This is a genomic window from Pantoea sp. M_10 (assembly GCF_008631515.1).
Classification (GTDB): domain Bacteria; phylum Pseudomonadota; class Gammaproteobacteria; order Enterobacterales; family Enterobacteriaceae; genus Pantoea; species Pantoea anthophila.
Genome location: NZ_VWUL01000011.1, coordinates 1 through 21,549, shown reverse-complemented (window position 1 = coordinate 21,549; position 21,549 = coordinate 1). Strand labels below are relative to the sequence as shown.

The window sequence follows — 21,549 nt, the reverse complement described above, 5'->3', positions numbered from 1 at the left end:
CATGACGATTTCAGCAGGCACGGGAACGCCGACTATCAGGCAGTTGCATAAATTTGGCGGCAGTAGCCTGGCCGACGCACGCTGCTATCAGCGTGTGGCCAGCATCATGGCGGATTACAGTCAGCCGGGCGACATGATGGTGGTCTCTGCGGCTGGCTCGACCACCAACCAGCTGATTAGCTGGCTGAAGCTGAGCCAGAGCGACCGGCTCTCCGCGCACCAGGTGCAACAGGCTTTACGGCGTTACCAGAGCGAACTGATCGGTGCGCTGCTGCCTGCTGAGATGGCGGAACCCTTAACCGCGGCATTTATTCGTGACCTGGAAAAGCTGGCCGCGCTGCTGGATGGACCGATAACCGATGCGGTCTACGCCGAAGTGGTCGGCCACGGTGAACTCTGGTCGGCGCGCCTGATGGCAGCGGTGCTGAGTCAGCGCGACATGCAGGCCTGCTGGCTGGATGCGCGTGAGTTTCTGCGTGCTGAACGTGCGGCCCAGCCGCAGGTCGATGAAGGCAAATCCTGGCCGCTGCTGCAGACCCTGCTGGCACAGCATCCGCATCAGCGCATCGTGGTGACCGGCTTTATCAGCCGCAATGATGCGGGTGAAACCGTCCTGCTTGGCCGCAACGGTTCCGACTACTCCGCCACGCAGATTGGTGCGCTGGCAGGTGTGGGACGGGTCACGATCTGGAGCGATGTGGCGGGCGTCTACAGCGCCGATCCACGCAAAGTTTCTGATGCCTGTCTGCTGCCGCTGTTAAGGCTGGACGAAGCCAGTGAGCTGGCGCGTCTGGCGGCCCCGGTGCTGCATACCCGCACCCTGCAGCCGGTTTCCGGCAGCGATATCGACCTGCAGCTGCGCTGCAGTTATCAGCCGGAGCAGGGTTCCACCCGCATCGAACGGGTGCTGGCCTCCGGAACCGGCGCACGCATCGTGACCAGTCATGATGATGTCTGTCTGATTGAAATCCAGCTGCCGGAGCAGCATGACTTCGCCATCCTGCACAAAGAGATCGACCTGCTGCTGAAGCGGGCACAGCTGCGTCCGCTGGCGTTTGGCGTCCATCCTGACCGCCAGCTGCTGCAGCTCTGTTACACCTCTGAAGTGGTCAACAGCGCCTTTACGCTGCTGCAGGATGCCGGACTGCCGGGCCATCTGCAGCTGCGTGACGGCCTGGCGCTGGTGGCGCTGGTAGGCGCAGGCGTGACCCGCAATCCGCTGCATACCCATCGCTTCTGGCAGCAGTTAAAAGATCAACCCGTTGAATTTATCTGGCAGTCTGAAGAGCACATCAGCGTGGTCGCGGTGCTGCGTGTCGGTCCCACTCAGCATCTGATTCAGGGATTGCATCAGTCACTGTTCCGTGCAGAAAAGCGTATCGGCCTGATGCTGTTTGGCAAAGGCAATATCGGCTCACGCTGGCTGGAGCTGTTTGCCCGCGATCAGGAAACGCTCTCAGCGCGTACCGGCTTTGAATTTGTGCTGGCGGGTGTGGTGGACAGCCGTCGCAGCCTGCTGAGTTATGAGGGACTGGATGCCAGCCGTGCGCTGGCCTTCTTTGACGATGAAGCGGTGGAGCGTGACGAAGAGTCGCTGTTCCTGTGGATGCGCGCCCATCCGTTTGATGATTTAGTGGTGCTGGATGTCACCGCCAGTACGCCGCTGGCGCAGCAGTATCTCGACTTTGCCAGCCACGGTTTCCATGTCATCAGCGCCAATAAAGTGGCCGGTGCATCAGACAGCCAGACCTGGCGGCAAATCCGTGATGCTTTTACCAAAACCGGGCGTCACTGGCTCTATAACGCCACTGTCGGTGCAGGTCTGCCGATCAACTATACGGTGCGCGATCTGCGTGACAGCGGTGATACCATCCTGGCGATCAGCGGGATCTTCTCCGGCACGCTGTCATGGCTGTTCCTGCAGTTTGACGGCACGGTGCCCTTCACCGAGCTGGTGGATCAGGCGTGGCAGCAGGGCCTGACCGAACCCGATCCGCGGGCCGATCTCTCAGGGCAGGATGTGATGCGCAAACTGGTGATCCTGGCGCGTGAGGCGGGCTATAACATCGAGCCGGATCAGGTGCGGGTTGAATCGCTGGTGCCAGACAACTGCCAGCAGGGCTCGGTTGACCATTTCTTCGAAAATGGCGATGAGCTGAATGAGCAGATGCTGCAGCGACTGGAAGCGGCGCGGGAGATGGATCTCGTGCTGCGTTATGTTGCCCGTTTTGATGCCAACGGCAAGGCGCGCGTCGGGGTTGAAGCGGTTCGTCCGGAACATCCGCTGGCCTCGCTGCTGCCCTGCGACAATGTCTTCGCCATTGAGAGCCGCTGGTATCGCGACAACCCGCTGGTAATTCGCGGGCCGGGCGCAGGCCGGGATGTCACCGCCGGTGCTATCCAGTCAGATATCAATCGCCTCGCACAACTGCTCTAGTCCTCCCCTCAGGCGCTTCGGCGCCTGTTTTCAATGCGTTACCGCTGCCTGTTGAATCTCTTTCATGCTGGTTGAAAATTGATCATCGCTGTTCACGATTTATTCGTTGACGGCACGATCGGATTGGGCCATTTTGAACATCTGGACGTCTAAACGTTCAGATGTTCGCGGTCCAGTTTTTAACCGATGAGGATGCAGGATGAGTTTCTTTCATGCCAATCAGCGCGAAGCGCTAAACCAGAGCCTGGCTGAGCTGAACGGGCGCATTAACGTCTCATTTGAGTTCTTCCCACCGCGGTCTGGTGAAATGGAAGAGACCCTGTGGCGTTCCATCGACCGTCTGAGCAGCCTGAAACCGAAATTTGTTTCTGTCACCTACGGTGCTAACTCAGGCGAGCGCGACCGCACGCATAGCATTATCAAAGGCATTAAAGATCGCACCGGTCTGGAGGCGGCCCCTCATCTCACCTGTGTTGATGCCACCCGCGATGAACTGCGCGCCATCGCCCAGGATTACTGGTATAACGGCATCCGTCACATTGTGGCGCTGCGGGGCGATCTGCCAGAGGGAGGCGGCAGGCCGGAGATGTACGGCAGCGATCTGGTGGCGTTGCTGAAAGAGGTCGGCGATTTTGATATCTCCGTCGCGGCCTATCCGGAAGTCCATCCCGAAGCGAAAAGTGCCCAGGCCGATCTGATTAACCTGAAGCGAAAAATCGATGCAGGCGCAAGCCGCGCCATTACCCAGTTTTTCTTCGACGTGGAAAGCTATTTACGCTTCCGCGATCGCTGTGTCGCGACCGGCATCGACGTTGAAATTGTGCCGGGCATTCTGCCGGTTTCTAACTTTAAACAGCTGCAACGCTTTGCCACGCTGACCAATGTGCGCGTGCCGGGCTGGATGAACGCGATGTTTGCCGGACTGGATGAGGACCCGGAAACACGGAAAATGGTCGGGGCAAACATCGCGATGGACATGGTGAAAATCCTGTCACGCGAAGGGGTGAAAGATTTTCATTTCTACACGCTGAACCGCGCTGAAATGAGTTACGCCATCTGCCACACGCTGGGCGTGCGTCCGGTTGCGGTGGCGGCTTAACCGCTCTCCTTCAGGCAATAAAAAAGTCGGGACAGTCCCGACTTTTTTTATGGCGACGTTCAGAGGGCGCGGACGCTACGCCGCGCCTGCGCGCTAACCGGTGTTACGCATGCCTGCTGCCACGCCCGCAATGGTCACCATCAGGGCCTGCTCAACGCGCGGATCCGGCTCATCGCCGCGTGCTTCCTGTGCGCGTGAACGATGCAGCAGTTCCGCCTGAAGGACGTTAAGCGGGTCGGTGTAGACGTTACGCAACGCAATTGACTCGGCAATCCACGGCTGGTCGGCCATCAGGTGCGAGTCGTTGGCGATGGTCAGCACCGCTTTGATATCGGCATCAAGCTGATCGCGCAACTGCTTGCCCAGCGGCCAGAGGGATTTGTCGACCAGACGCTGATCGTAATACTCTGCCAGCCACAGGTCCGCTTTTGCGAACACCATCTCCAGCATCCCCAGGCGGGTAGAGAAGAAAGGCCAGTCACGGCACATTGCTTCCAGCTGATCCTGATGACCTGCCGCCATCGCCTGCTGCAGGGCCGCACCGGCACCCAGCCAGGCAGGCAGCATCAGACGGTTCTGCGTCCAGGCGAAAATCCATGGGATGGCACGCAGCGACTCCACGCCGCCGGTCGGGCGACGTTTAGCCGGGCGTGAGCCGAGCGGTAATTTACCCAGCTCCTGCTCCGGCGTGGCTGAACGGAAGTAGGGAACGAAGTCGGCATTTTCACGCACATAACCCCGATACATCGCACAGGAGTCAGCGGAGAGCTGATTCATGATGTCACGCCATTCGCGTTTTGGCTCCGGCGGTGGCATCAGGTTCGCTTCCAGAATTGCGCCGGTATAGAGCGACAGACTGGCGATGGTGACGGCCGGTAAACCATATTTGAAGCGAATCATCTCGCCCTGTTCGGTGACGCGCAGACCGCCGCGCAGACTTCCTGGCGGCTGCGACAGCAGCGCGGCATGAGCCGGTGCGCCGCCACGGCCAATGCTGCCGCCGCGTCCGTGGAACAGGGTCAGGGAGATGCCCGCTTTCTCGCAGGTTTTGATCAGTGCATCCTGCGCCTGATATTGCGCCCAGCTGGCGGCCATCACACCGGCATCTTTCGCCGAGTCAGAGTAGCCAATCATCACCATCTGTTTGCCCTGAATAAAGCCGCGATACCAGTCGATGCTCAGCAGCTGGCTCATCACATCATTGGCGTTGTTCAGGTCATCCAGAGTTTCAAACAGCGGTGCAACCGGCATCGCATAGCTGATGCCCGCTTCTTTCAGCAGCAGATGCACGGCCAGCACGTCAGACGGGGTTTTCGCCATTGAGATCACGTAGGCGGCGATGGAGCCCTGTGGCGCTTCAGCCGCGACGCGGCAGGTTTCCAGCACTTCACGCGTCTCGTCGCTGGGTTCCCAGCTGCGCGGCAGCAGAGGACGCTTAGAGTTCAGCTCACGGATCAGGAAGGCCTGCTTGTCCGCTTCAGACCAGCTTTCATAGTCGCCCAGTCCCAGATAGCGGGTGACTTCGGCAATTGCTTCGGTGTGACGGGTGCTCTCCTGACGCAGATCGATACGCACCAGCGGCACGCCAAAACATTTCACGCGGCGCAGCGTATCAAGTAGCTGACCGTTGGCGATAATGCCCATGCCGCACTGCTGCAGCGACTCGTAGATGGCAAACAGCGGGTCCCACAGCTGATCGTTGGAGACCAGCAGGTCGGCCGGACGCGGCAGACGCTCGCCTTTCAGGCGATGTTCCAGGAATGACTGGGTGCTCATGAGCTGGCTGCGCAGACGCTTCAGGATCACACGATAAGGTTCGATCGCTTCCGGATCGCCGCTGAGTTCACGGATCTCATCGCTGCACTCCGACATCGACAGCTCGGAGATCAACACGCCGATATCGCGCAGGAACAGGTCAGTGGCTTTCCAGCGGCTCAGCTGCATCGCATGACGGGTGATCGACGCCGTCACATTCGGGTTTCCGTCGCGGTCGCCGCCCATCCAGGAGGTGAACCGGACCGGGACGAAATCCACCGGCAGCTTAATGCCAAACGCCTCTTCTACCTGTTCGTTCAGCTCACGCAGAAAGGCGGGAACGCCTTCCCACAGGCTGTTTTCCACTACGGCAAAGCCCCATTTGGCTTCATCGATAGGGGTCGGACGGTATTTGCGGATTTCATCGGTGTGCCATGCCTGCGCGACCAGCTGGCGCAGGCGGCGCATAATCTGGTTACGTTCGTAGTCAGAGACGTCGCTATGGTCGAGCTGTTTCAGGCAGCTGTTAACTTCGACCAGCTTGTGAATCAGCGTACGGCGGGTGATTTCGGTCGGATGCGCGGTCAGCACCAGCTCCAGCGACAGCGACTCAATGGCCGCCAGAATGTCGCTTTCGCGGATATCTTTCTGCTGTTTCAGGGTCTCAAAGGTCTTTTTCAGCAGTTCCGGGTGATTTGCCCCTTCGCCACTCTGCGAAATGGTCTGATACTGCTCGGCCACGTTGGTGAGGTTAAGAAACTGGCTGAAGGCGCGTGCAACCGGCAGAAGCTCTTCGTTGGAGAGATTCTGCAGCGTATTGAGCAGTTCTTTACGATGTGTGTCATTGCCTGCACGGGATGACTTGGAGAGCTTACGGATGGCTTCAACCTGGTCGAGGATGTTCTCGCCCAGAGCTTCCTTAATCGTATCCCCGAGCAGTTTGCCGAGCATACTGACATTACTTCGCATTGCGGAATATTGTTCGTTCATTGGACCCTGACACCCTTATCGTCTTGAAAAACTTCTACACCCGACCTTTCAGGCAGCAGAAAAATCGGCAACGTTCTGCTCCCGCTAATCTACAGGGAACCGGCTCCGTTGCCGCCTGTCAGCATTCTGAAACGTTCTGGATAGTCACCCGGTGGGCATAACAACGTCTTTTATCTAGCCACGTAATGTTGCGTTCGTCAAATGCGTTAAAGTGGGCTGAACAGGTCGCTAAATAACGGAAATTCGAAGAATTTATCGGGAACAAAGCGGGATAAGTTATTCTTATTGGTAAATCCCGCAGAATGAGGGGGCATTTTACTGTTAATACAGTGAAATGCCCCATTTACTGTCAATCAGTGACAGAAATGCTGCACAACCTGACTGATAAGCGCCCGTGTCGGCTTGATAAATGCAGTATCAATAAATTCATCTGGCTGATGGGCCTGATTAATGGACCCTGGCCCCAGCACCAGCGTCGGACAGAGCTGCTGAATAAAAGGGGCTTCGGTGCAGTAGTTGACGATTTCGGTCGGCGTGCCCAGCAGTTTTTCCACCACACTCACCAGCTCATGATTCGCCGGACACTCATAGCCGGGAATCGGCGGATGGAGTTCGGCCACCGTGACACGGCCTGGCCAGCGTGCGCTGACCGGTGCCAGCGCCTCGTTAAGCAGCCCATCCAGATCGCTGAGCGACAGGCCCGGCAGCGGACGAATATCCATATGCAGTTCACAGCAGGCGCAGATACGGTTAGCGGCATCACCGCCATGAATATGGCCGAAGTTCATGGTGGGATAAGGGATGGCAAAGCCATCATGGTGATAACGTTCCTGCAGGGTCGTGCGCAGTTGCATCAGATGGGTAATCGACTCATGCATCAGTTCAATGGCGTTCACGCCGCGTGCCGGATCGCTGGAATGGCCCGATTTCCCTTCAATACGGATCACATTCGACAGGTGTCCTTTATGTGCCCGCACCGGCTTGAGTGATGTCGGTTCACCGATGATGGCGCAGTCGGGGCGCAGCTGCGTCGATTCAGAGAAATATTTCGCGCCGGCCATCGTAGTCTCTTCATCGGCCGTGGCAAGAATATAGAGCGGCTTGCTGAGGGTGCTGACATCCACATCCCGCAGCGTATCGAGAATAAAGGCGAAGAAACCTTTCATGTCTGCCGTACCCAAGCCATAGAGCTTGTTGTCGTGCTCGGTCAGGGTAAAGGGATCGCGTGTCCAGCGGCCATCATCAAAGGGAACGGTATCGGTATGCCCGGCTAACAGCAGGCCGCCCGCGCCGGTTCCGGTCCGCGCCAGCATATTAAATTTATTGCGGGTGCCGGGTACAGGCTGCACTTCCACGCTGAAGCCGAGGTCACGAAACCAGCCTGCCAGCAAATTGATTAAAGTTTCATTACTCTGATCCAGAGCCGCATCGGTTGCGCTGATCGACGGTGTGGCGATTAACTGGCGGTAGAGTTCAATAAAAGGCGGTAATTTTGTCTTCACTGTTGACGGTCCTTGGGTTAGGATGTATCCATATTCATGCATTAATAGTGAATAAAAATACATTAACGTCCTCTGCAAGGAAACCTTAAATCACTGCAGAAGACTGAGTGGGTTACGGGGCAAGGCCGCGGCCCGGGACGTGCGACTGTAAAAGGGGTTACAGCCTGATGTTGAATACGCTGATCGTTGGTGCCAGTGGTTATGCTGGAGTAGAGCTTGCCACCTTCCTGAATCGTCATCCACATATCAACATAACCGCTTTAGCGGTTTCGGCGCAAAGCCCTGATGCAGGTAAGCGCTTGTCCGATCTTCATCCGCAGCTGAAAGGCGTGGTGGATCTTCCGCTGCAGCCACTGAGCAGCGCGGCGGAGTGGGCAGACAAAGTGGATGTGGTCTTTCTGGCGACGGCACATGAAGTCAGCCACGATCTGGCTCCGGAATTTCTTAAGGCGGGTTGTGTGGTGTTCGACCTGTCGGGCGCTTTCCGGGTCAATGACGCTGAGTTCTACACTCGCTTCTATGGCTTCACCCATCAGCATGGCGACTGGCTGGACAAAGCCGTTTACGGCCTGGCGGAATATCAGCATGAAAACATCCAGCAGGCGCAGCTGGTGGCCGTGCCGGGTTGCTATCCGACCGCCGCGCAGCTGGCGCTGAAACCGCTGGTGGATGCCGGGCTGCTAAACGACGCGCAGTGGCCGGTCATCAATGCCACCAGTGGCGTGAGCGGTGCCGGCCGTAAAGCCAATGTCGGCACCAGCTTCTGCGAAGTGAGCCTGCAGCCTTACGGCCTGTTCAATCATCGTCATCATCCGGAGATTGTGGCCCACCTTGGCACCCCGGTGATCTTCACCCCACATCTGGGCAGCTTCCCGCGCGGTATCCTGGCGACCATTACCTGCCGTCTGAAAGCGGCTGTCAGCCGCGAAGATATTGCCGCCGTTTTCCATCGCGCTTATGACAATAAGCCGCTGGTGCGTTTCTATGACCAGGGTGTGCCGGCGCTGAAAGCCGTCGTGGGCCTGCCTTACTGCGACATCGGATTTGAGATGCAGGGCGAGCATCTGATTGTCGTGGCAGCCGAAGACAATCTGCTGAAGGGTGCGGCATCACAGGCGGTGCAGTGCCTGAACATCCGGTTCGGCTTCCCAGAAACGCAGTCACTGATTTAACGGACAAATAAACCATGACCAATCCATTGATTATCAAACTGGGCGGTGTGCTGCTGGACAGCGAAGAAGCGCTGGCCCGCTTGTTTGAAGCGCTGCTGAAATATCGCAGCACCCATCAGCGTCCACTGATCATTGTCCACGGCGGCGGTTGCCTGGTGGACGAGCTGATGAAAAAGCTGTCGCTGCCGGTGATGAAGAAAAATGGCCTGCGCGTCACCCCAGCCGATCAGATCGACATCATTACCGGTGCGCTGGCGGGAACCGCCAATAAAACCCTGCTGGCCTGGTCGAAAAAATCAGGCATCAACGCGGTTGGCCTCTGCCTGGGTGATGCGGGCATCGTGAATGTCACCGCCTTCGATCCGGAACTTGGCCATGTGGGCCACGCCATGCCAGGCGACCCGGCACTGCTGAATACGCTGCTGGCGGCGGGTTACATGCCGGTGGTGAGCTCTATTGGCATCACTGAGGGCGGCGAACTGATGAACGTCAACGCCGATCAGGCGGCGACGGCACTGGCTTCAACGCTGGGCGCGGATTTAGTTCTGCTCTCCGACGTGAGTGGTATTCTCGACGGCAAAGGTCAGCGCATCGAAGAGATGACCGCTGACAAAGCGGAGCAGCTGATTACCCAGGGCATTATTACCGATGGCATGATTGTGAAAGTGCACGCGGCGCTGGATGCCGCGCGTACGCTGGGCCGCCCGGTCGATATCGCCAGCTGGCGTCACGCTGAGCGGCTGCCTGACCTGTTTAACGGCGTGTCAATTGGCACCCGGATTCTCGCTTAACGACTCTGATTCAAGGATTACGAAATGCAAACGCAAAACATCAAAAAAATCGTTCTGGCTTACTCCGGTGGTCTTGATACCTCGGCAATCATTCCATGGCTGAAAGAGAACTACGGTGGCTGTGAAGTGGTCGCTTTTGTGGCGGATATCGGTCAGGAGCGTGGCGATCTGGAAGGTGTTGAGAAGAAAGCGCTGCAGTCTGGCGCCTCGGAATGCCACGTTGTCGACCTGCGTGAAGAGTTTATCAGCGACTACGTTTACCCGGTGCTGCAGACCGGTGCGCTCTATGAAGGCACCTATCTGCTCGGCACCTCGATGGCCCGTCCTATCATCGCGAAAGCGCAGGTTGAACTGGCACTGAAAGTAGGCGCGGATGCGCTGTGCCACGGTGCAACCGGTAAAGGGAATGACCAGGTGCGTTTCGAAACCACCTATACCGCCCTGGCACCGCAGCTGAAAGTGGTTGCCCCGTGGCGTGAATGGAACCTGCGTTCACGTGAAGCGCTGCTGGACTACCTGAAAGAGCGCAATATCCCGACGACCGCCTCACTGGAAAAGATCTACAGCCGTGATGAAAACGCCTGGCATATCTCTACCGAAGGCGGCGTGCTGGAGAGCCCGGCCAATGCGCCGAATAAAGATTGCTGGGTCTGGACCGTCGATCCGCTGGAGGCGCCCGATCAGCCTGAAGAGGTGACCGTGACCGTCGAGAAAGGCCGGGTTGTGGCCGTTAACGGCGAAAAACTGAGCCCGTTCCAGTGTCTGGAAAAACTCAACGTGCTGGGCGCAAAACATGGTGTCGGCCGTATCGACATCGTGGAAAACCGTCTGGTCGGGATTAAGTCCCGTGGCTGCTACGAAACCCCGGGCGGCACCATCATGATCAGCGCGCTGCGTGCCGTTGAACAGCTGGTACTGGATCGCGACAGCTTCAAATGGCGCGAGCAGCTCGGCCACGAGATGTCCTATGTGGTCTATGACGGTCGCTGGTTTGCCCCACTGCGTAAGTCGATTCAGGCTGCTGCCGAATCGCTGGCGGAAGAGGTAAATGGTGAAGTTGTGGTGCAGCTCTACAAAGGCCACGCGACAGCCACTCAGAAACGCTCGGCTAACAGCCTCTACTCGGAAGAGTTCGCCACCTTTGGCGAAGATGAGGTTTACGACCACCGTCATGCAGGCGGCTTTATCCGTCTGTTCTCGCTCTCTTCACGTATCCGTGCGCTGAACGAGCAGAAGAAGAAGTAATATTTCAGGCGAGGTGCGCCTCGCCTCACAGATTCAATCCAGGGGCGGCATTTATGCCGCCCCTTGTTTAACGATTCAGAGGAGTTTTCACATGGCACTTTGGGGTGGACGGTTTACTCAGGCAGCGGATCAACGTTTTAAACAGTTCAACGACTCGCTGCGCTTCGATTACCGCCTGGCAGAGCAGGACATTATTGGCTCTGTTGCCTGGTCCAAAGCGCTGGTGACGGTAAACGTGCTGACTCAGGATGAGCAGCAGCAGCTGGAAGCGGCCCTGAATACGTTGCTGGGTGAAGTGCGCGAGAATCCTGAGCAGATTCTGCAGAGCGACGCCGAAGATATTCACAGCTGGGTTGAAGGACAGCTGATCGACAAAGTGGGTGCGCTGGGTAAAAAACTGCATACCGGCCGCAGCCGTAACGATCAGGTCGCGACCGATCTGAAACTCTGGTGCAAGATGCAGGTTGAGGCATTGCTGGGCGCGACACGCGATCTGCAGCAGGCGCTGGTCGTCACTGCGGAAGCGAATCAGGATGCAGTGATGCCGGGCTACACCCATTTGCAGCGTGCGCAGCCGGTGACCTTCGCGCACTGGTGTCTGGCCTATGTGGAAATGCTGGCGCGTGATGAGAGCCGTCTGCAGGATACCCTGAAGCGTCTCGATGTCAGCCCGCTGGGCTGCGGCGCACTGGCCGGAACGGCCTACGAAATCGATCGTCAGCAGCTGGCAGGCTGGCTGGGTTTTGCCTCCGCCACGCGTAACAGTCTCGACACCGTCTCCGATCGCGATCATGTTCTGGAGCTGCTCTCTGATGCGGCGATCGGCATGGTTCATCTGTCGCGCTTCGCCGAAGATATGATCTTCTTCAACACCGGTGAAGCGGGCTTTATCGAGCTGTCAGACAAAGTCACTTCCGGCTCATCGCTGATGCCGCAGAAGAAAAACCCTGATGCGCTGGAGCTGATTCGTGGCAAATGCGGTCGGGTGCAGGGCGCACTGACCGGCATGATGATGACGCTGAAAGGTCTGCCGCTGGCGTACAACAAAGATATGCAGGAAGACAAAGAGGGGCTGTTTGACGCGCTGGACACCTGGCTCGACTGTCTGCACATGTCCGTGCTGGTGCTGGATGGCCTGCAGGTGAAACGTCCGCGCTGCCAGGAAGCCGCAGAGCAGGGCTACGCAAACTCCACTGAACTGGCCGACTATCTGGTCGCTAAAGGTGTGCCGTTCCGTGAAGCTCACCACATCGTCGGCGAGGTCGTGGTAGCGGCCATCGGGCAGGGTGTGGCGCTGGAAGCCCTGTCGCTGGCACAGTTACAGCAGTTCAGTGCGGTGATTGACGACGATGTCTATCCGATTCTGGCACTGCAATCCTGTCTGGATAAACGTAATGCGCAGGGGGGCGTCTCGCCACAGCAGGTTGCCCGCGCCATCGGTGAGGCGAAGCAGCGGCTGGCATAATCCGCAGGCAAAAAAAAGGCGGGCACAACAGATGCCCGCTAACCTCTAGCTTCAGAATTACTACTTTATTATAGGCACATCATCAGAGCGCCCGCTCTCCCGGCCGACGCTAAGATTCTCTTACGCTGACAGCAGGAACTGCTGCAGATCCTCACTGCCGCCAATATGACGACCGCCCATGAAAATCTGCGGCACCGTCGCCCGGCCTGATACGGCACGCAGACTTACGGTTGTGGCATCCTGACCCAGCACAATTTCTTCATACTGGATGCCATGATCCATCAGCATCTGTTTTGCCTGGGCGCAGAAGATGCAGCCAGGTTTTGTAAAGATGGAGACTGACTCCTGTGCTTTGCACTCCGGGGCCAGATAGCGCAGCATGGTGTCGGCATCGGAGACCTCAAAGGGGTCGCCAGGCTTGTTCGGCTCAACGAACATTTTCTCCACCACGCCGTTGCGTACCAGCATGGAGTAGCGCCATGAGCGCGGGCCAAAACCGAGATCGGCTTTCTCAACCAGCATCTCCATACCTCGGGTGAACTCGCCGTTGCCATCAGGAATGAAGGTAATATTGTCTGCCCGCTGTTCGGCTTTCCAGGCGTTCATCACGAAGGTGTCATTGACCGAGACGCAGAGAATCGTGTCCACGCCATGTTGGGCAAACAGGCCCGCTAGTTCGTTGTAACGCGGCAGATGACTGGATGAGCAGGTAGGGGTAAAGGCACCCGGCAGGGAAAAAACAATCACCGTTTTGTCTTTGAACAGCGATTCTGTGGTGACATCGACCCAGCGATCGTCCTGGCGCGTATGAAACGTGACGGACGGAATGGCTTTACCTTCCTGACTTGCAAACATTTTTTCTCCTGATAACCCCTTTCCATTTGATGCGCGCATTATTCCGAACCGCCCTTGATAGGGCCAATCGTTCATTGCTATTCTATCTATCGCCACGGGCTATCGTGGTTTGGAGGGTAATAATGAATATTCGTGATCTTGAATATCTGGTCTCACTTGCTGAATATCGCCATTTCCGCCGTGCGGCAGATGCGTGTCATGTCAGTCAGCCAACGTTAAGCGGGCAGATCCGCAAGCTGGAAGATGAGCTGGGTGTGATGCTGCTGGAGCGTACCAGCCGTAAAGTGCTGTTTACCCAGGCCGGTTTGCTGCTGGTGGATCAGGCGCGCACGGTTTTGCGTGAAGTAAAAGTGCTGAAAGAGATGGCCAGTCAGCAAGGGGAAGCGATGTCAGGCCCGCTGCATATCGGCCTTATCCCGACCACCGGCCCCTACCTGTTGCCACAGATTATCCCGATGCTGCACCAGACGTTCCCGAAACTGGAAATGTATCTGCATGAAGCGCAGACGCAGCAGCTGCTGGCACAGCTCGACAGCGGCAAACTGGACTGCGCGATTGTGGCGCTGGTTAAAGAGAGCCAGGCCTTTATTGAGGTTCCGCTGTTTGATGAACCGATGAAGCTGGCGATCTACGAAGATCATCCGTGGCGCGACCGCGATCGGGTACCGATGTCCGATCTGGCGGGCGAGAAATTACTGATGCTGGAAGATGGGCACTGTCTGCGTGACCAGGCGATGGGATTCTGTTTTGAGGCGGGTGCCGACGAAGACACCCATTTCAGGGCAACCAGTCTGGAAACGCTGCGCAATATGGTGGCAGCAGGCAGCGGCATTACGCTGTTACCAGCGCTGGCGGTTCCGCCGGAACGTATCCGCGATGGGGTCTGCTATCTTCCGTGCTATAAGCCGGTACCACAACGCACGATTGCGCTGGTCTATCGGCCGGGTTCGCCTCTGCGCAGCCGTTATGAACAGCTGGCAGAAGCAATCAAAACCCACATGCAGCACTATCTCGACACGACGTTAAAACAGGCGGTTTAGGCCGTTTAACGCCGCCACGCGATAGGCTTCCGCCATCGTCGGATAGTTAAAGGTGGTATTCACGAAGTACTCAATCGTGTTGCCACCATTTTTCTGCTCCATGATCGCCTGACCGATGTGAATAATCTCGGCGGCACGCTCACCAAAGCAGTGTATCCCCAGAATCTCTTTGGTTTCCCGATGGAACAGGATCTTCAGGCTGCCGACGTTCATCCCCACAATCTGCGCCCGCGCCAGATGTTTGAACTGCGCGCGTCCCACTTCATAGGGCACTTTCATGGCGGTCAGCTGCTGCTCGGTTTTGCCCACGGAGCTGATTTCCGGAATGGTGTAGATACCGGTCGGGATATCTTCAATCAGATGCGCTGACGCTTCTCCTTTAATAATCGCCTGCGCGGCAATGCGGCCCTGATCGTAGGCGGCAGAGGCCAGACTCGGATAGCCAATCACGTCACCGACCGCATAGATGTGCGGCTGCGCGGTCTGATACATGCTGTTGACTTTCAGCAGGCCGCGGCCATCCGCTTCCAGACCGACATTTTCCAGCGACAGGGAATCGGTGTTGCCGGTTCGGCCGTTGGCGTAAAGCAGGCAGTCCGCTTTCACTTTCTTGCCGGATTTCAGGTGGATGATGACGCCATCTTCCACGCCCTCAATCTTCTCAAACTCTTCGTTGTGACGAATCACCACGCCGCTGTTCCAGAAGTGGTAGGAGAGCGAATCAGACATCTCCTGATCGAGGAACGCCAGCAGACGATCGCGGGTATTGATCAGGTCAACCTTGACGTTCAGGCCGCGAAAAATCGAGGCGTATTCACAGCCAATCACGCCGGCGCCATAAATGATGACGTGTCCCGGTTCGTGATGCAGGTTGAGAATGGAGTCTGAGTCATAGACGCGGGGATGGGTAAAGTCGACATCGTCAGGATGGTAAGGACGTGAACCACAGGCGATGACAAATTTCTCTGCCGTCAGCCGCTCACGCGTCCCATCAGGTTGTTCAATCTCAATGGTGTTGGCATCAACAAAATGCGCATCGCCCTGGTACAGTTCGCAGCGGTTACGCTCGTAGAAGCCCTGACGCATGGCCGTCTGCTGGCTGATCACGTTTTCCGTGTGATTGAGAATGTCGGCAAAAGAGGAGCGAAGGAGTCGGGTGTGATCGCTGTAAAGCGGGTTCTGATTAAATTCGATAATGCGACTGACGGCGTGACGGAGAGCTTTAGAGGGGATGGTGCCCCAGTGGGTACAGCCGCCGCCGATGTTATGGTAGCGTTCGATCACGGCGATGCGCGCTCCCTGTTTTACCAGCCCCATCGCCGCCCCTTCACCGCCGGGCCCTGAGCCAATCACAATGGCATCGTAATCGTAAGACTTTTGCATACCGATACGTCCTATTATTTATACATTTTTACAACGAGATTCTAACATCTCGTCGCGCACTTCTGAATTCTATCAGCGATTTTCATCACAGTTTGACAAAGAGTGAGGTTCACAGGCGGTGACAAAGATTGCCAATCTGTACGCTGAAATTTTTGATATAGTGCCTGCCTAACACCGCTAAAGGCAGAGAGAATGGGCGTCAGAGCGCAACAAAAAGAACGTACACGACGTACACTGATTGAAGCAGCGTTCAGTCAGCTCAGCGCCGAACGCAGTTTTGCCAGCCTGAGTCTGCGGGAAGTTGCCCGCGAGGCAGGTATCGCACCCACCTCCTTTTATCGTCATTTCAAGGATGTCGATGAGCTGGGCCTGACGATGGTGGATGAAAGCGGACTCATGCTGCGACAGCTGATGCGCCAGGCGCGCCAGCGTATCGCCAAAGGCGGCAGCATCATTAAAACGTCGGTGTCGACCTTTATGGAGTTCATCGGCAACAACCCCAACGCTTTCCGCCTGTTACTGCGTGAACGTTCCGGCACCTCCGCCGCTTTCCGTGCCGCCGTGGCGCGTGAAATTCAGCACTTTATCGCTGAACTGGCTGACTATCTTGAGGTCGAAAATCGCATGCCGCGCAGTTTTACCGAAGCGCAGGCTGAGGCGATGGTGACCATTGTCTTCAGCGCCGGTGCAGAAGCACTGGATGTTGATGCTGAGCAGCGTCGTAAGCTTGAGGATCGGCTGGTGTTACAGCTGCGTATGATCGCCAAAGGCGCCTATTACTGGTACCGCCGGGAGCAGGAGCGTCTCGCGGTTACCCTGGAAAAACCCGAAGAGTAATGAGTAAGGATCCGTCCATGACCCACCCGGCTTCCCGCGATAAAGGCACACTGGCACTGGCTTTTATTACCGGCTTAGCGATTAACGGCTCGTTTTCTGTGCTGTTCAGCGCCTTTGTTCCCTTTTCCATTTTTCCGCTGATTGCACTGGGCCTGGCGGCCTGGTGTCTGCATCAGCGTTACCTCAACACCAACATGCCGGAGGGGATGCCGGGCCTGGCAGCCGCCTTTTTCCTGCTGGGAATTCTGGTTTACAGCGCGCTGGTGCGGGCAGAATACCCGGACATGGGCTCCAACTTCATTCCCACCGTTCTGATGGTGGCGCTGGTGTTCTGGATTGCAACGCGATTTAAGCGCAAACGTAATCAGTAAAGAAAACGGGAACCGCAGGGTTCCCGTTTTTGTTTCCGCTTCAGGCTTTACGCGTCAGCAGAACACCGCATTCCATATGATGGGTGTAAGGGAACTGGTCAAACAGCGCCAGGCGCGCGACGTCGTGCGTTTGCGCCAGCGTCTGCAGGTTGTCGCTCAGGGTCTGAGGATTGCAGGAGATATAGAGGATGCGCGGATAAGCCTGCACCATCTTCACCGTCTCATCATCCAGTCCGCTGCGCGGCGGATCGACAAAAATCGTCTCGCAGTCGTAGCTGGTCAGATCAATGCCTTCCAGACGATTAAAGCTGCGGACACCGTTCATCGCCTGGGTAAATTCTTCCGCCGCCATGCGAATGATCTGCACATTATCGATCTGGTTAGCGGCGATATTATATTGCGCCGATGCCACGGAAGGTTTGGCGATTTCCGTGGCCAGTACACGGCGGAAATTGCGTGCCAGCGCCAGCGAGAAGTTACCGTTGCCGCAGTAGAGTTCCAGCAAATCCCCCTGTGAATCCCGGGTGACATCCAGCGCCCACTCCAGCATCTGAATATTCATTGCCGCGTTAGGCTGGGTAAAACTGTTTTCGACCTGGCGATAGATAAGCTCGCGGCCCGCCACCGGCAGACGTTCGTCAACGTAGTCGCGATCGAGACAGATTTTGGTTTTGGTCGCGCGGCCAATCAGCTGCACATCCAGCCCTTCGGCACGCAGCCGATCGCGCAGCGCAGCGGCAGCCTGCTGCCACTCGTCGTCCAGCTTGCGGTGGTAGAGCAGCGAAATGACAATCTGATTGCTCAGGGTTGAGAGATAGTCGATCTGGAACAGCTTGTGGCGCAGAGTACGGTTATCGCGGATCGCGGCGATCATCTTTGGCATCAGCTGATTGATCAGCTGGCTGGCCGCAGGGAACTGATCGACACGGATCCGTTCGCGCGTCTGCTGATCGAAGATGATGTGATAGATGTCATCACCGTCGTGCCACAGCCGGAACTCTGCGCGCATCCGATAGTGGCTGACCGGTGAACGGAACACCTCCACGTCAGGCGCAGCAAACGGCGTCATCATCGTCTCTAAACGACTGACTTTTTCCGCCAGCTGTGCGTCATACTCTTCAATGGGGAGATGTTCGGGTGTCATGAGCAATCCTGATTAATAGCTTACCAGCGGGCGATTGTAGGCATTCACTTGCTGATGTCCAGTCCCGCAGAGAGATGATTCCCGGCTATCTGGACTTCCGAATCGCCACTCCGTAGACTGCAGACGCCGGCCTCAGCCTGAGTTAATAGGGAATCCAGTGTAAATCTGGAGCTGACGCGCAGCGGTAAGGAATGTCGTGATGAGTGCAATGGCAGACACTGTCCTGCGGGATGGGAAGTCATCATCATTTATGGTTCCCAGCCCGAAGACCTGCCGGTGTAACGTCGCTACTCGTACAATCATCGCGTGCTATCGATTGTCGGCCTGCGGCATCCTGCTTCGTCTTATGGATGCGATTTAAAAATGATAAAAAAAAGTGCATCGCTGTTCGCTCTGAGCGCAACGGCGGCTTCTCTCTGGGCGCAAAACGGGTTTGCTCAGGCAAATGATGAGACGCAAATCGTGACCGCTAACCGTTTTGCCGAACCTGTCTCCGGCGTGCTGGCCCCCACCACCGTCGTGACGCGCGATGAGATTGAGCGCTGGCAGGCTAAAAGCCTGGCGGATGTGATGCGCCGCCTGCCGGGTGTCGATGTGGCGCAAAACGGTGGGTTAGGTCAGCAGAGCTCCCTGTTTATTCGCGGCACCGAGTCCCGCCATGTCCTGATCCTGATTGATGGCATCCGGCTTAATCAGGCCGGAATCAGTGGTTCGTCCGATCTCAGCCAGATTCCGCTGACCCTGGTGCAGCGTATCGAATATATCCGCGGGGCGCGTTCTGCCGTCTACGGTTCTGATGCCATTGGCGGCGTAATTAATATCATCACCGGCCGGTCGCAGCCGGGAACCACGCTGACGGCGGGCATGGGCTCCAATGGCTATCAATCTTATGATGGCTCTACCCAGCAGAGGCTGAGCGACGCCACCACGCTGACCCTGGCAGGCAACTATACCTACACCAGAGGATATGATGTGGTGGCGGGCTATCCCAGTAATTATGGCCCGGCACAGCACGATCGCGACGGATTCATGAGCAAAACCCTCTATGGCAATCTTGAGCATCAGTTCAGCGATGAGCTGAGTGGGTTTGTGCGCGGCTACGGATTTGATAACCGCACCGCCTATGACGGGGCATACAGCTACGATGAGAGTTACATCAACATCATCGGTCTGCCGGACACCCGTCAGCTTTACAGTCAGACCTGGGACACCGGTTTACGCTTTAACCGTGATTTCTACTCGACTCAGCTCATCGCCAGCTATGGCCATACCAAAGATATCAACTACGACCCGCGCAATGGCCGCTACGGCCCGGCTTCTACGTTTGATGATGTCACGCAGTACAATCTGCAGTGGGGCAACACGGTGCAGATGGGGCAGGGCGCGGTGAGTGGGGGTGTCGACTGGCAGAAAGAGACCACTGAGCCAGGCACCAATTTTCTGTCAGAGGGGTATGAGCAGCGTAACACCGGCCTCTACCTGACCGGCCAGCAGCAGTTCGGCACGGTTACGCTGGAAGGGGCGGTACGCGGTGACGATAACAATCAGTTCGGCTGGCATAACACCTGGCAGATGGCAGCTTCCTGGGAGTTTATCTCGGGCTACCGTGCCTTCGCCTCTTATGGCACCGCCTTTAAAGCGCCGAATCTGTCACAGGTTTACAGCCCGGTTTATGGTAATCGGGACCTCGAACCGGAAAAAAGTAAACAGTGGGAAGGCGGCTTTGAAGGGCTGAGCGGGCCGGTCAGCTGGCGCGTGTCGGGCTACCGCAATGACATCGATAACCTGATTGATGGCGATCCGGCGACCTTCCGGTACTACAACATTAAGCAGGCGCGTATTAAAGGCGTGGAAGCGACGGCAGGCTTTGATACCGGGCCACTGACGCATCAGCTCTCTTATGATTATGTCGATGCGCGGGATGGCAGCACCAATCAGCCGCTGGTTCGCCGGGCAAAACAGCAGGTGAAGTATCAGCTCGACTGGACGCTGTATGACGCGGACTGGTCTGTGACCTATCACTATCTGGGCGACCGCTACGATACGGATTTCAACAGCACGCCCAGCCGCCGCGTCAGGGAAGGTGGCGTCAGTCTGTGGGATCTCGCCGTCTCATATCCTGTCACTTCACAACTCACAGTTCGTGGTAGAATTGCCAACCTGTTCGATAAAGATTACGAGACAGCGTATGGCTATCAGACTCCAGGACGAGAGTATTACCTCAGCGGCAGCTACAGCTTCTGATTTGCGACCCACCGTGCTGGTATTTGACTCCGGCGTCGGTGGGCTTTCTGTCTATGATGAGGTCCGTCAGCTACTGCCGGATCTTCATTATCTCTACGCCTTCGATAACGCCGGCTTCCCTTATGGTGAGAAAAGCGAATCCTTTATCGTGGAGCGGGTGGTCGCCATCGTTGAGGCCATTACCCGCCGCACGCCTCTCTCATTAGTCATCATCGCCTGCAATACCGCCAGCACGGTTTCGCTGCCTGCATTGCGTGAACACTTTTCGTTTCCTGTTGTAGGCGTCGTTCCGGCGATTAAACCGGCTGCGCGCCTGACGCGTAATGGTGTCGTGGGCTTGCTGGCGACAAGAGCAACCGTTCGCCGTCCTTATACCCATGAGCTGGTGGCACAGTTTGCTGGCTCCTGCAAAATTGAGATGCTGGGATCGGCGGAGCTGGTGGAGCTGGCAGAAGCCAAGCTGCACGGCGGGGAAGTGGCACTGGATGAAGTAAGGCGTATTGTTCAGCCATGGCTGCGGATGGCGGAACCGCCTGACACGGTGGTTTTAGGCTGCACTCACTTTCCTTTACTGCGTGAAGAGCTGCAACAGGTCCTGCCGGAAGGAACGCGCCTGATTGATTCCGGTGCGGCAATCGCCCGACGTACGGTCTGGCTGCTGGAGCATGAAGCACCTGAGGTGCGTTCCTCACAGCAGAACGTCGCGTTCTGTACGGAGCTGGATGGCGAAGCGGTACAATTATCACCCGTTTTACACCGTTATGGCTTCCCGTTGCTGGAAAAACTGGCGCTTTAGGGGCTTTTAGCTGAAAAAAACAGCACTCGGAATTTTATTTGAAATTAGCACTTGTCAGCCTCCGAGAACTCCCTATAATGCGCCTCCACTGACACGGCACAACGGCTTACGAAGCGTCGCGTTAAGTGGTTCGAAATCATACGAACCAGTGAGTTAAGCGAAAATAAATGCTTGACTGACAATGCGGAAAGCGTAATATACGCAGCCCGCGCCGCAGGAAAACGCGGCACTGCTCTTTAACAATTTATCAGACAATCTGTGTGGGCACTCGCAGGATTGATATCAGCGTCCTTGGACGCACAAAAATATCAAAGCCTCACGAGTGAACACATAATGAAATTCATTATGACGTTTTACAGATGAGCACCGCTGAACTCGTTTCAGCAAATCAAACTTTAAATTGAAGAGTTTGATCATGGCTCA

The 21,549-nt window shown here is 56.7% G+C and carries 16 protein-coding genes and 1 riboswitch; of the genes, 11 read left to right on the top strand and 5 right to left on the bottom strand.

What is annotated here, in order from left to right; all coding sequences use genetic code 11:
• The first annotated feature begins 1 nt into the window (after window position 1).
• Together F3I47_RS20850 and metF are read left to right on the top strand one after the other, a co-directional pair.
• Window positions 2-2,437, top strand: a complete 2,436-nt coding sequence (locus F3I47_RS20850) for a bifunctional aspartate kinase/homoserine dehydrogenase II (RefSeq protein WP_150030384.1) — start codon at window positions 2-4, stop codon at window positions 2,435-2,437.
• Window positions 2,438-2,636: 199 nt separating this feature from the next.
• The gene (gene metF / locus F3I47_RS20845; RefSeq protein ID WP_150030385.1) at window positions 2,637-3,536 is read left to right on the top strand and encodes a methylenetetrahydrofolate reductase; all 900 of its coding nucleotides are present in this window, start codon (window positions 2,637-2,639) and stop codon (window positions 3,534-3,536) included.
• Between the two features lie 93 nt (window positions 3,537-3,629).
• On the opposite strand, the gene ppc is transcribed toward metF, so the two are convergent.
• Both ppc and argE read right to left on the bottom strand, forming a co-directional pair.
• A complete protein-coding gene (gene ppc, locus F3I47_RS20840) occupies window positions 3,630-6,281 on the bottom strand; it encodes a phosphoenolpyruvate carboxylase (protein WP_111208715.1) in 2,652 nt (883 codons plus the stop codon).
• A gap of 353 nt (window positions 6,282-6,634) precedes the next feature.
• Window positions 6,635-7,783, bottom strand: coding sequence for an acetylornithine deacetylase (argE, locus tag F3I47_RS20835; RefSeq protein ID WP_009088011.1), 1,149 nt, complete (start codon window positions 7,781-7,783; stop codon window positions 6,635-6,637).
• Window positions 7,784-7,950: 167 nt separating this feature from the next.
• Here argE and argC point away from each other — a divergent pair, with 167 nt between their 5' ends.
• The 4 genes from argC (at window position 7,951) to argH (ending at window position 12,456) form a co-directional block, all read left to right on the top strand.
• Complete coding sequence (gene argC / locus F3I47_RS20830) at window positions 7,951-8,955, top strand: N-acetyl-gamma-glutamyl-phosphate reductase (RefSeq protein ID WP_150030386.1); 1,005 nt, start codon at window positions 7,951-7,953, stop codon at window positions 8,953-8,955.
• A gap of 14 nt (window positions 8,956-8,969) precedes the next feature.
• Window positions 8,970-9,746, top strand: a complete 777-nt coding sequence (gene argB / locus F3I47_RS20825) for an acetylglutamate kinase (protein WP_150030387.1) — start codon at window positions 8,970-8,972, stop codon at window positions 9,744-9,746.
• Between the two features lie 24 nt (window positions 9,747-9,770).
• Window positions 9,771-10,991, top strand: coding sequence for an argininosuccinate synthase (locus F3I47_RS20820; RefSeq protein WP_150030388.1), 1,221 nt, complete (start codon window positions 9,771-9,773; stop codon window positions 10,989-10,991).
• A gap of 91 nt (window positions 10,992-11,082) precedes the next feature.
• Complete coding sequence (argH, locus tag F3I47_RS20815) at window positions 11,083-12,456, top strand: argininosuccinate lyase (protein ID WP_150030389.1); 1,374 nt, start codon at window positions 11,083-11,085, stop codon at window positions 12,454-12,456.
• Between the two features lie 120 nt (window positions 12,457-12,576).
• Here argH and F3I47_RS20810 read toward each other — a convergent pair whose 3' ends face one another.
• Window positions 12,577-13,311, bottom strand: a complete 735-nt coding sequence (locus F3I47_RS20810; RefSeq protein ID WP_140029930.1) for a glutathione peroxidase — start codon at window positions 13,309-13,311, stop codon at window positions 12,577-12,579.
• 122 nt (window positions 13,312-13,433) lie between these two features.
• Here F3I47_RS20810 and oxyR point away from each other — a divergent pair, with 122 nt between their 5' ends.
• Window positions 13,434-14,351: a DNA-binding transcriptional regulator OxyR gene (gene oxyR / locus F3I47_RS20805; protein ID WP_009088000.1), complete on the top strand. Its 918-nt coding sequence runs from the start codon at window positions 13,434-13,436 to the stop codon at window positions 14,349-14,351.
• Here the strand turns inward: oxyR and sthA are convergent.
• Complete coding sequence (gene sthA / locus F3I47_RS20800; RefSeq protein WP_009087998.1) at window positions 14,334-15,734, bottom strand: Si-specific NAD(P)(+) transhydrogenase; 1,401 nt, start codon at window positions 15,732-15,734, stop codon at window positions 14,334-14,336. The two genes, oxyR and sthA, sit on opposite strands and share 18 nt — an antisense overlap.
• Window positions 15,735-15,926: 192 nt before the next feature.
• Between sthA and fabR the strand changes: the two genes are divergently transcribed.
• Entirely contained in the window at window positions 15,927-16,571 is a 645-nt protein-coding gene (gene fabR, locus F3I47_RS20795; protein WP_009087996.1) for an HTH-type transcriptional repressor FabR, read from the top strand.
• Between the two features lie 17 nt (window positions 16,572-16,588).
• The gene (locus F3I47_RS20790; protein ID WP_009087994.1) at window positions 16,589-16,942 is read left to right on the top strand and encodes a YijD family membrane protein; all 354 of its coding nucleotides are present in this window, start codon (window positions 16,589-16,591) and stop codon (window positions 16,940-16,942) included.
• Between the two features lie 40 nt (window positions 16,943-16,982).
• On the opposite strand, the gene trmA is transcribed toward F3I47_RS20790, so the two are convergent.
• Entirely contained in the window at window positions 16,983-18,086 is a 1,104-nt protein-coding gene (gene trmA / locus F3I47_RS20785) for a tRNA (uridine(54)-C5)-methyltransferase TrmA (protein WP_009087993.1), read from the bottom strand.
• Between the two features lie 110 nt (window positions 18,087-18,196).
• Window positions 18,197-18,379, top strand: a riboswitch (cobalamin riboswitch).
• Between the two features lie 70 nt (window positions 18,380-18,449).
• Between trmA and btuB the strand changes: the two genes are divergently transcribed.
• Both btuB and murI read left to right on the top strand, forming a co-directional pair.
• On the top strand, window positions 18,450-20,330 hold the full coding sequence (gene btuB, locus F3I47_RS20780; protein ID WP_150030390.1) for a TonB-dependent vitamin B12 receptor BtuB: 1,881 nt from the start codon (window positions 18,450-18,452) through the stop codon (window positions 20,328-20,330).
• Window positions 20,275-21,126: a glutamate racemase gene (gene murI / locus F3I47_RS20775; protein WP_009087991.1), complete on the top strand. Its 852-nt coding sequence runs from the start codon at window positions 20,275-20,277 to the stop codon at window positions 21,124-21,126. Before btuB ends, murI begins: the two co-directional genes overlap by 56 nt.
• The last annotated feature ends 423 nt before the right edge of the window (window positions 21,127-21,549 follow it).